The sequence below is a fragment of the Vibrio sp. 1F255 genome, from assembly GCF_041439145.1.
Lineage (GTDB): Bacteria > Pseudomonadota > Gammaproteobacteria > Enterobacterales > Vibrionaceae > Vibrio > Vibrio crassostreae_C.
The window spans coordinates 1-10,665 of the sequence record NZ_JBGONQ010000064.1 but is presented as its reverse complement, the minus strand read 5'-3'; the positions used below and the strand labels follow the sequence as shown (position 1 = coordinate 10,665).

4 protein-coding genes are annotated in these 10,665 nt (G+C 46.4%); 3 read left to right on the top strand and 1 reads right to left on the bottom strand.

Going from position 1 to position 10,665, the window contains the following annotated elements:
* Positions 1-61: 61 nt before the first annotated feature.
* On the bottom strand, positions 62-2,770 hold the full coding sequence (malT, locus tag ACED41_RS21230; RefSeq protein ID WP_017067440.1) for an HTH-type transcriptional regulator MalT: 2,709 nt from the start codon (positions 2,768-2,770) through the stop codon (positions 62-64).
* Between the two features lie 567 nt (positions 2,771-3,337).
* On the opposite strand from malT, the gene ACED41_RS21225 reads away from it, so the two are divergent.
* The 3 genes from ACED41_RS21225 (at position 3,338) to glgB (ending at position 10,512) form a co-directional block, all read left to right on the top strand.
* Positions 3,338-5,791 (top strand): glycogen/starch/alpha-glucan phosphorylase, encoded by a 2,454-nt coding sequence (locus ACED41_RS21225; RefSeq protein ID WP_102332726.1) that lies wholly within the window; start codon positions 3,338-3,340, stop codon positions 5,789-5,791.
* A 185-nt stretch (positions 5,792-5,976) separates the two neighbouring features.
* A complete protein-coding gene (gene malQ, locus ACED41_RS21220; RefSeq protein WP_017067441.1) occupies positions 5,977-8,157 on the top strand; it encodes a 4-alpha-glucanotransferase in 2,181 nt (726 codons plus the stop codon).
* A 174-nt stretch (positions 8,158-8,331) separates the two neighbouring features.
* Positions 8,332-10,512: a 1,4-alpha-glucan branching protein GlgB gene (gene glgB, locus ACED41_RS21215; protein WP_017064240.1), complete on the top strand. Its 2,181-nt coding sequence runs from the start codon at positions 8,332-8,334 to the stop codon at positions 10,510-10,512.
* Positions 10,513-10,665: the final 153 nt, after the last annotated feature.

Genomic DNA, 10,665 nt, shown 5'->3' with positions numbered 1-10,665 from the left:
CTCGAATCTCGAATCTCGAATCTCGAATCTCGAATCTCGAATCTCGAATCTCGAACCCGCTTTAGTATCCCATCAACTGCAGCAAGTTCTCCGCTGTGCTGATTGCTTCTTTACGGTTAGCGATGTTGAGCTTCTGATAAAGATTTCGAATGTGAGTTTTGATCGTGGTGCCTGCTACATCCAGTTCTTGAGCGATTTGCTCGTTACTGAAGCCAGAGTAGATCAAGCCCAGTACCTGCCATTCACGTTGAGTGAGTGGGCTAGTGCGCACCAGCTCAGGGATATTCGGGTGATTAACCAAGTTCTCAACAAAGTCTTCATCGAAATGCACCGAACGACTGCGTTGGGTCGTGGAGATATCCTTCATGATTTGTTGCGCGCGGTGACGTTCTAAATCACCTAAGCCAGGCTTGTTGCTCAACTTATCCAAGATATGCCCGATAGTCCCACCGTCGACTAAGAAGTTACCGACCATACCGGTTTGGTTAGTCATATGAAGCGCTTCTTCAAGCAGTACTCGTGCGCTGTCTTCATCGTTAATTTGTGTACGTAACACGGCTTCAACGATCAAGTTGCGGTTGGTGTCTGTAATCAGGTGCGAACGCTGGGCTTCACTCTTAAGGAAAGTTAGCGCTTCTTCTGCGTCTTCATACTGCTCAAGGATGATGTGAGCACGAACGATGTTTCGCCACTGAAGTTGGCAGAAGTGGTTACTTGCCGATTCAGGTCGAACCGCCACACTCAGCCAATCACGTATCGCCTCTTTATCGCCTTTTACTTGCCAGAAAAGAATCAAAGACAAAGAAGCATTTGCCGTCCAATCTACGTGGTAAGTCGATTGACGCAATAGGTGCTGAATCTGGTCGATAAATTTCGACGCCTTATCTATCTCGCCGCGGCTCAATGAAATACGAGCCAGCATAGAATAGCTGTGTAGGTGTTTACTCGGAGAATGGTGGCCAAGAATATCTAAGCCTTTGTAGCAACATTCTTCCGCTTCATCTAGTCGGTTCCAACACCAGAAGATCTGAGCGCGAACACGCAGCAAGAACTCATGCAACGGCACATATTGAAGCTGATGTTCTTCAATCAATTTGAATGCACTGTCTTGTAGCTCAAATGCAGCTTGAACATAACCTTGAGCAATCAAGATTTCGCTTTGTTGCAGAATCGCCCACAGGGCCTGATGGTAAACCTGATACTGACGTGCCAGTTTTTCTGTTTGTTGCATCATCGGTAGCGCACGGCTTAGGTTACCCATTACGTGATTCACTTCGCCTACAACCGAGGTTGCGACAATGCGGCTACGATAAACGGTGGTGTTCAACTGACTCAACGAAAGCTCAGCCAATTCCAATGCTTTCTCAGGCTCATTGCTGTTGATGGCAACTTGTGCGCGTAAGGCGTTGTATTGGCCTTGCTGCTGAGTATCGAGTTCAATGTTTCGAGCTTGATATTGAGTCTCAGCCTCTTCCAACAAAGTACCCACTTGGTCATAACGGTGCTGACTTTGTGCAAGCCAAGCACGCAACATCGAAAGCTTTGGCTCACTGTATAGTTGATCTGTGGTTAGCTGTTTGATCGCCATTTCTAATGACGAAAGCTCACCTTGGTTGAACATCGGCCAACCGTGCTCAGTCAGGATTTGAATGATCAGTTCTGGATCTTCAGCGCGCTGTGCGTGACGTAGTGCTTGGTGTGGTGTGTTTTGCTTGATCCACGCTTTTGCAGCACTTCGATGCAGTTCAGCTTCTTGCTGAGGAATTCGAGCTTGGCGCTCATGTGCGAGGAATTCACCAAACAAGTTATGGAAGCGATACCAGTTCTTTTCACCTTCAAGCGGGTAGATGAACAAACCAAAACGGTTGAGTGATTCGATCATACCTAACGCATCTTCACGCTGTGTAAGTGCACACACAAGCTCATCGTTGAAGTGATCAAGCACAGAACATTGCATCAAGAACTGTCGGGTTTCTTTGTCTAGCAGGTCGAATACTTCTTCAACCAAGTAGTCCCAAAGATGGGCGTGGTTAAAGTGAGAGAATGACTCTGCGGACTGTGCAAGAGTGCGTTTTTGGTGTTGTGCTTGTAGCGCGATAAGTTGTAGTGCAGAAGGCCAACCTTCTACATAACTACAAATGCTATCTGCCGTGGTGTCATCAATGCCGTCGGCTACGCGTTGGTTGAAAAAGCGTGTGGTTTCTTCGGTATCAAACGCCAACGAGTCATTACCTAATTCGATCATTAAGTCACGAACGCGCAGGTTTGCTGTACCAAGTGGTGGCGTACCACGACTGGTGACAACCAACGTTAGGTTATCGGGCATGTGTTTGAGGAAGAAGCGCATGGCTTCGTGGATGTCGTCATTGTTGACCAAGTGATAGTCATCCAACACCAGAAAGCACTCGTGATGGAATTCCGACATCTCGGCAAATACTTCACTTAATAAAGAATGCAGCGATGAAAACTGTCGCTTTTCTGCCAGTTTTTGGGCATTCGGACAGGCATTTTGAGTCGCTTTATTAAGTGATTGAAGTAGGTAGTTGATAAAGCGGAAGGCATCATTGTCGCTATCATCAATGCTGTACCAACCCACATTAGGTTTATCTACCAACCATTGTGCAGCCATGGTGGTTTTGCCGTAGCCCGCTGGAGAGCGGAACAACACAAGCTTATAGCAATCTGCATTGTGAAGCAGATCGAGAACCCTAGGTCGTAGGATTGCATTATGTAAGCGGCCGGGACGAGTCAGTTTCGAAGGGATCCACATATCGAAGTTTTACACCTATTCCGTGGCTATGTTCTGGAATATCCCAATCTATCGTTGAGTGCACTCCAATGACATGAGCCTAATTACTTAAGTCTTTACTCATATTACGTGAAGCCAAACGTTACCGACTACGATCCTCCTCAGAAACCTTGCACTCCTGCATGTTTTTGGGTGTCTACGCCCTTTATTTGAGACTTTGCTCACGTTGCGGGTTGGTTTGTGAATGTGACTTCGTTCATCCCTACACGGGAATCAATGCAAAAGATGAGAGTTGGAAATTATTTTCGTGATCTGAATATCAGATTTGACAATGACTTTAATCTGGTTAAATAAAAGTCACATCAATTGAAGTTAAGTTATCGAACGGGAGCTTGTGATCTTAGTCACTCCAAGTTTTTGTTCTCAGTCAGAACATGAGAGTCAGATCACTAACCCTAAGTCGGTACGCCCCCTACGCCCTCCCATCTACTCCTAGTCAGTTGCATTAGCGGGAGGATGTTTAGTTTATGGTGACCATGCACGATATGTCACAGATGAATTAGAACTATTAAAAGCGAGATTTCTGAAATGAAACCAACTCAGCAAAAAACTTTCGATAAAGTGTCATTCCAAGAGAGTGTTAAGAAACATTTATCTGCAACCTACGCAACAACCGTTGAAACAGCAGACAGCCGTTCATGGTATCTAGCAATGGGTCGTGCTCTTGCAGAGCTAACGACTTTTGACCTGCTAGAAACTGAAAATGATGAAAAAATTAAGAACGCTAAGAGCGTTAACTACCTATCACTAGAGTTTTTGATTGGTCGTCTAACAGGTAACAACCTGATCAGCATGGGTCTTTACGAACAGATCACTCATGCAATGGAAGAGCTAGGTCAAAACCTAACTGACCTTCTAGAAGAAGAACGCGACCCATCACTAGGTAATGGTGGTCTTGGTCGTCTAGCTGCTTGTTTCATGGATTCTTGTGCCGCTCAAGAATACCCAACAGTAGGCTACGGTCTTCACTACGAGTACGGTCTATTCAAACAATCTTTCCAAGACGGTCGTCAACAAGAAGCACCTGACGCATGGCGTGGTGTTGAAGGTTACCCATGGGAAGTAGCTCGTCCAGAACTAGCACAACACATTGGTTTTTACGGTCATGTAGACGTTGAATTCGTTGACGGTAAAGAAGTTCGTACTTGGGTTCCAGGTATGGAAGTAAAAGCAATGCCTTGGGATCTACCTATCGTAGGTTACGAGTCAAACACGGTTTACCCGCTGCGTCTTTGGGAATGTCAGGCAATCGCACCATTCTCGCTAGCAAGCTTTAACAACGGTGATTACTTCGAAGCGCAACACTCGCTAATCGATGCAGGTAACATCACTAAAGTTCTTTACCCGAACGACAACCACGAGAAAGGTAAGACTCTGCGTCTAATGCAGCAGTACTTCCATTCAGCAGCATCGGTTCGCGATATTCTACGTCGCCACGAAGCAGCAGGTTTCTCTCTAGAAGATCTGCCTAAGCAAGAAACGATTCAGCTGAACGATACACACCCAACGATCGCGATTCCTGAGCTAATGCGCATCCTGATTGACGAGAAAGGTCTATCTTGGGATCAAGCATGGGAAATCAGTGCTCACACGTTCGCTTACACGAACCACACACTACTTCCAGAAGCGCTAGAGACTTGGTCTGAATCTTTAATCAATCGTCTTCTTCCACGTCACATGGAAATCATCTTTGAAATCAACCACCGCTTCATGCAAGAAGTTCGCAAGATGTGGCCTGGTGATGGTGAGAAGCAAGCGAAGCTTTCTATCATCCAAGAAGGTTTCCACCGTATGGTTCGCATGGCAAACCTATGTGTGATTGGTTCTTACAAAGTAAACGGTGTAGCTGCGCTTCACTCTCAACTGGTTAAGAAAGACTTGTTCCCTGAATTCAACGAAATCTTCCCAGGTAAACTGACTAACGTAACGAACGGCATCACGCCACGTCGTTGGTTGAAGTTCTGTAACCCAGGTCTATCTGCGCTAATCACGGGTAAGATCGGCACTGAATGGCCAGCAAAACTTGAGCAGCTAGAAGGCATCGCTAAGTTTGCAACAGACGCGAAATTCCAAAAAGAATTCATGGCTGTTAAGAAAGAAAACAAACAGCGCCTAGCTGATTGGGTTCAAGAGAACATGGGTATCGAGCTAGATACTAACGCTATCTTTGACGTTCAAATCAAACGTCTTCACGAATACAAGCGTCAGCACCTAGATTTGCTACACATTCTATCTCTGTACCACCGTATTCTTAACGAACCTGGTTTCGAGTGTGAGCCACGCGTATGTTTCTTCGCAGCGAAAGCAGCACCGGGTTACCACCTAGCGAAAGAGATCATCTTCGCGGTTAACAAGATTGCAGAGAAGATCAACAACGACCCTCGCATCGGTAACAAACTGAAAGTGGTATTCATTCCTGACTACCGTGTAAGCATGGCTGAAATCATCATCCCTGCAGCAGACGTTTCTCAGCAAATCTCACTAGCGGGTAAAGAAGCATCTGGTACGGGCAACATGAAGATGGCTCTAAACGGCGCGCTAACTATCGGTACGATGGATGGTGCAAACGTTGAGATTCGTGAAGAAGTGGGTGATGAAAACATCTACATCTTCGGCCTAGACGTTGATGGTGTTCAAGCTCTGAAAGCTCAAGGCTACAACCCATACGACTACTACAATGCAGACCCACTACTGAAAGCATCTCTAGACCTACTGACTGGCGATGAGTTCACTCCAGGTCAACCAGGCCTTCTACGTGCAACGTTTGATAGCCTGCTAGACGGTGGTGACCCTTACCTATGTCTTGCTGACTTCGCATCTTACGTGAAAGCGCACGAAGACATGGGCACGCAATACAAAGACCAAGCAGGTTGGGCTAAGAAAGCAATTCTTAACACAGCATTGGTTGGTAAGTTCACATCAGACCGCTCTATCCGCGACTACGTGAACAACATCTGGAAACTTGAAGCGGTTAACCGTTAATACTTCCAAAGTAGCCAAGGCAGTTTCTGCCTTGGCTCAATTAGCTTGTGAGCAAACGAAAGGCTTAAAGGTTTCGTTTATAAACAAGCTGCTTACAAACCGATTGTCACAAGCTAATTGATTAGTAAAAATTAAATTAACAACCCTACAAAATAGAAAGCGTCAGAACGTTTTCGGAGAGAGCGATGAAAGAACAGACCGTATTAAAACAAGTCGCAGAAATGGCAAACATTGCCGACAGTTACGTTAGTGCGTGGGGCGATGAAGCACAAGTATCAGACGAGACGATCACGTCTCTATTGGCTTCGTTGGGCTACGATACAAGCAGCGATGATGCACTGCTTAAGTCAGCAGAAAGAAAACACAAAAAAGATGTACTAGACCCAGTTCTTGTCTTGCGTGACGGTGAGCCAGTAGAAGTGGCGCTTAATCTAGGTGTAAGTGCTCGTGAAAGTGAGTTCAGCTGGCGCTTAGAAACCGAGCAAGGAGAGGTACTTGAAGGCTATCTTCAATCTCAAGTCATTCGTGACGAGCGTGCCGAGGGTGGCCCTTTAGTGTTTGCATTGCCAAGTGATTTGGCATGGGGTTATCACAAGCTCATTGTGAGCCGTAAGCGCCGTAAGAAGCCTTACGAGATGACACTGATTATTACGCCAAAAGCGTGTTTCAAGCAGTCACCAATCGAGCAAGGCAAAAAGCTTTGGGGACCCAGTGTTCAACTTTATACCCTAAGAACTCAGCATAACTGGGGTATTGGTGATTTCGGAGACCTAAAACAGCTTGTTGCGGATATCGCTTCTCGTGGTGGTGACTTCGTTGGTCTAAACCCAATTCACTCATTGTTCCCTGCGAACCCTGAAGGTGCGAGCCCATATAGCCCATCTTCTCGTCGCTGGTTGAACATCTTATACATTGATGTGAGTTCAGTTCCTGAATTTGCACTAAGTGCAGAAGCACAACAAACAGTCGGCAGCGCAGAGTTCCAACAGCGTCTACAAAAAGCGCGTGAAGCACACTGGGTAAACTACACCGAAGTGTCTGAGCTTAAGATGAGCATCTTGCCTCTGCTATTCGCAGAGTTTAAGACTCGTCATCTAGACAAAAACAGCGACCGTGCACAAGCGTTCTTAGCCTTCGTAGAAGAGGGTGGCGATAGCCTGATGCATCAAGCGGCGTTTGATGCTCTACATGGTGAACTGCATGCAGAAGATTCTGGCATGTGGGGATGGCCGGTATTCCCTGAGAAGTACCGTACATTCGACAGCCCAGCGACACAGAAATACATCAAAGAGAACTTAGAAAACGTTCATCTGTACATGTACCTGCAATGGCTAGCAGATTGCCAGATCAACGATGCACAGTCTCTTGCAGAAGAGAAGGGCATGGCTGTTGGCCTGTACCGTGACTTAGCGGTAGGTGTTGCAGATTCAGGCAGCGAGACTTGGGCTGACGAAGGCAACCTAGTGATGGATGCGAGCATTGGTGCTCCACCTGATATTCTTGGTCCTTTGGGTCAGAACTGGGGTCTACCTCCGTTAAACCCAGAAGTGCTTCAAGAAACAAGCTACGACGCTTACATCAAGCTACTTCGTGCGAACATGAAGCACTGTGGTGCACTGCGTATCGACCACGTTTTAGGTCTACTGCGCTTGTGGTGGATTCCAAAGGGTGAGAACGCAACTAAGGGCGCGTACATCTACTACCCAGTACAAGATATGCTGTCTATTCTGGCGCTTGAATCTCACCGTTACCAATGTAGCGTTATCGGTGAAGATTTAGGAACGGTACCGGATGAGATTGTCGACATCCTTGCAGATGCTGGCGTGCACTCTTACAAAGTGTTCTTCTTCGAAACATCAGAAGATGACGGTGGTTTCATCTCACCAAAACACTACGCATCACAATCGATGGCGGCACTGTGTACTCACGATATGCCAACGCTTCGTGGCTTCTGGCACTGTGATGACCTGAAAATGGGCCAAGAGATTGGCTTATACCCAGATGCAGAACAATTAGAAACCTTGTTCGATGACCGCCTAGAGTGCAAGCAAGGTATCTTAGATTCAGTAGCATGGCATGGTTTCCTACCAGAAGGTGTGGGCCGCGATGCGAGCCAAGTACCGATGGACTCTTACCTTGCTGAGGCACTTCAACTGCACGTAGCGGCTGGTGGTTCAACACTACTGAGCGTTCAGCTAGAAGATTGGCTAGAGATGGACAAGCCAGTAAACATTCCTGGCACGGTTGATGAATACCCTAACTGGCGTCGTAAACTATCAATGAACTTGGACGAAATATTTGCTCACGAAGGCGTTAATCGTATCGCTTCTAAGCTGACTGACGTTCGAGAAAAAGCCGGTAAGTAATGACGTGAGTGACTTGAAATTAGGTGGTTTTTTGCTTACGCCGTACGAAACTACAACCTCGGTCACTCAATAATGAATGCTCATCTGGTAGAATAAACCGTCGTTATATTGCCCGCACTAATAGCGGGCATTTTTGTATTATGTTTTTTGGATGTTTGGTTAGGGAGAAACGTTTTGGAACTAAGTTCGATTTCAAAGCAAAAACAAATATATACCCAACTATCACAGGCTTGTTTCACAGACCCATTCGCGTTTTTAGGGCCATACCTACCTTCTGAGCAAGGTGCATTACGTGTGTGGATTCCTGGGGCAGATAAAGTCGAGTTGATTGTTGGAAAGGAACCTCGTATTGAGTTAGCGCGAGAGGGTGAAAGTGGTTTCATTCTTAAGCAAGAGAGAGACTTACGTTTTACTCACTATAAGCTTGCGGTTGATTGGGCTGGCGTAGAACAGATCATCGATGATCCTTACCAGTACCACGATCTGTACGCGAGTTATGAAGATCTTCATACACCGAAAGATATGTATCATCACATGGGGGCTCAGTTTATTACGCTAGAGCGTGATGGACAGACGATTTCAGGTACGCGTTTCTTGGTGTACGCACCGCATGCAACTGCGGTAAGCTTGGTGGGTAACTTCAACGCTTGGGATGGTCGCCGCCACCCAATGCAACGCCTAGATTACGGTATGTGGGGCTTATTCATTCCTGAACTGGAAGAAGGCGCTCAATACAAGTTTGAATTAAAAGGACCAAATGGCGAAGGCTTACCACACAAAGCTGACCCATGGGGTTTCTACTCTGAGCAATACCCATCGTTCTCATCTGTAACTTACGATCATGCTCGTTACCAGTGGCAAGATACTCAATGGCAAAATCGCCCGGTAACGCAAAAGCGCAAAGAAGCGCTTTCGTTCTATGAATTGCATGCAGGTTCTTGGAAGCGTAACGCTGAAGGTGAATTCTTAAATTATCGCGAGCTTGCGGCAGAGCTGATCCCATACCTAACGGATCTTGGCTACACGCACGTTGAACTAATGCCAGTTTCAGAACATCCATTCTACGGTTCTTGGGGCTATCAGCCTGTAGGTCTATTTGCACCGACTAGCCGTTTTGGCTCTCCAGATGATTTCAAATACTTCGTCGATCAATGTCACCAAGCGGGTCTTGGCGTTGTTCTGGACTGGGTTCCTGCTCACTTCCCAAGTGATGATCACGGCCTAGCAAACTTCGATGGTACGCCATTATTCCATGATCCAGATCCACGTCGTGGTTGGCATCAAGATTGGAACTCGTACATTTACGATTTAGGCAAAGAGCATGTTCGTCGTTTCTTAGTTTCTAATGCACTGTACTGGTTCGAGCAATTCCACATTGATGGCATCCGTGTTGATGCGGTTGCTTCGATGTTGTACCTCGACTATTCGCGTAGCCATGACCAATGGATCCCGAATGCGGATGGCGGCAACGAAAACTACGACGCTATCGCAACCCTTAAGTGGATGAACGAAGAAGTGTATAAACACTTTCCGAATGCGATGACGATTGCTGAAGAATCAACGGCTTTCCCTGGTGTTTCAGCACCGACTTTTATGGGCGGCTTAGGCTTTGGCTTTAAGTGGAACATGGGTTGGATGCACGACAGCTTGTCTTACATTCAAGAAGACCCAATCAACCGTAAATATCACCACGATACGATTACCTTCCCACTGGTTTACGCACACAGTGAGAATTATGTATTGTCTCTGTCTCACGATGAGGTGGTTTACGGTAAAGGTTCTATCCACAACAAGATGCCTGGTGATGAATGGCAGCAAACGGCAAACCTACGTGCTTATATGGGTTACATGTATGCGCAACCAGGTAAGAAGCTGAACTTCATGGGTGCAGAATTTGGTCAGACGGCTGAATGGAACCATGACGACCAGCTGCAATGGTTTTTGCTGGATTACGAGCGTCATCAAGGTGTTCAGCGTTTAACGAAAGACCTGAACAATCTGTACCGCTCTGAAGCTGCAATGCACGATCTTGATTTTGATCCGAAAGGCTTTGAATGGCGTCTACAGGACTCTGCTGAAGCGAGCATTCTTGCGCACGAGCGCATCAGTGAATCTGGTGAGCGAGTATTGATAGTGTCTAACTTTACGCCAGTGCCTCACGAGCATTTCCGCTTAGGTGTTCCTGCAAAAGGTGAATACGCATTGTTGTTGAATACAGACTCTGTCGACTATGCAGGCAGCGGTTTTGAAGTGAAGCAGACTGCTGAGATTGAATCTGTAGAGAGCGAAGGGCTAGACACATCGATTGAGCTGCGTTTGCCGCCGTTATCGACCGTTTTTTACAAGCTAAATTAGGTCTATAAGTTGAGCAGGTCATCGCTGCTCACTTTTCTGAAAGTCTAAAAAAGGGAACCCTAGGGTTCCCTTTTTCTATTTCAGTAAGCTGGTTAGCGTTATACCAATCCGGAAAATTAACTGATCAGGTCAATCCAATCTCTTGTACACATT

Coding starts and splice junctions, on each gene's coding strand:
- ACED41_RS21225 (WP_102332726.1), top strand. CDS start 3,338: ATGAAACCAACTCAGCAAAAAACTTTCGATAAAGTGTCATTCCAAGAG.
- malQ (WP_017067441.1), top strand. CDS start 5,977: ATGAAAGAACAGACCGTATTAAAACAAGTCGCAGAAATGGCAAACATT.
- malT (WP_017067440.1), bottom strand. CDS start 2,770: ATGTGGATCCCTTCGAAACTGACTCGTCCCGGCCGCTTACATAATGCA.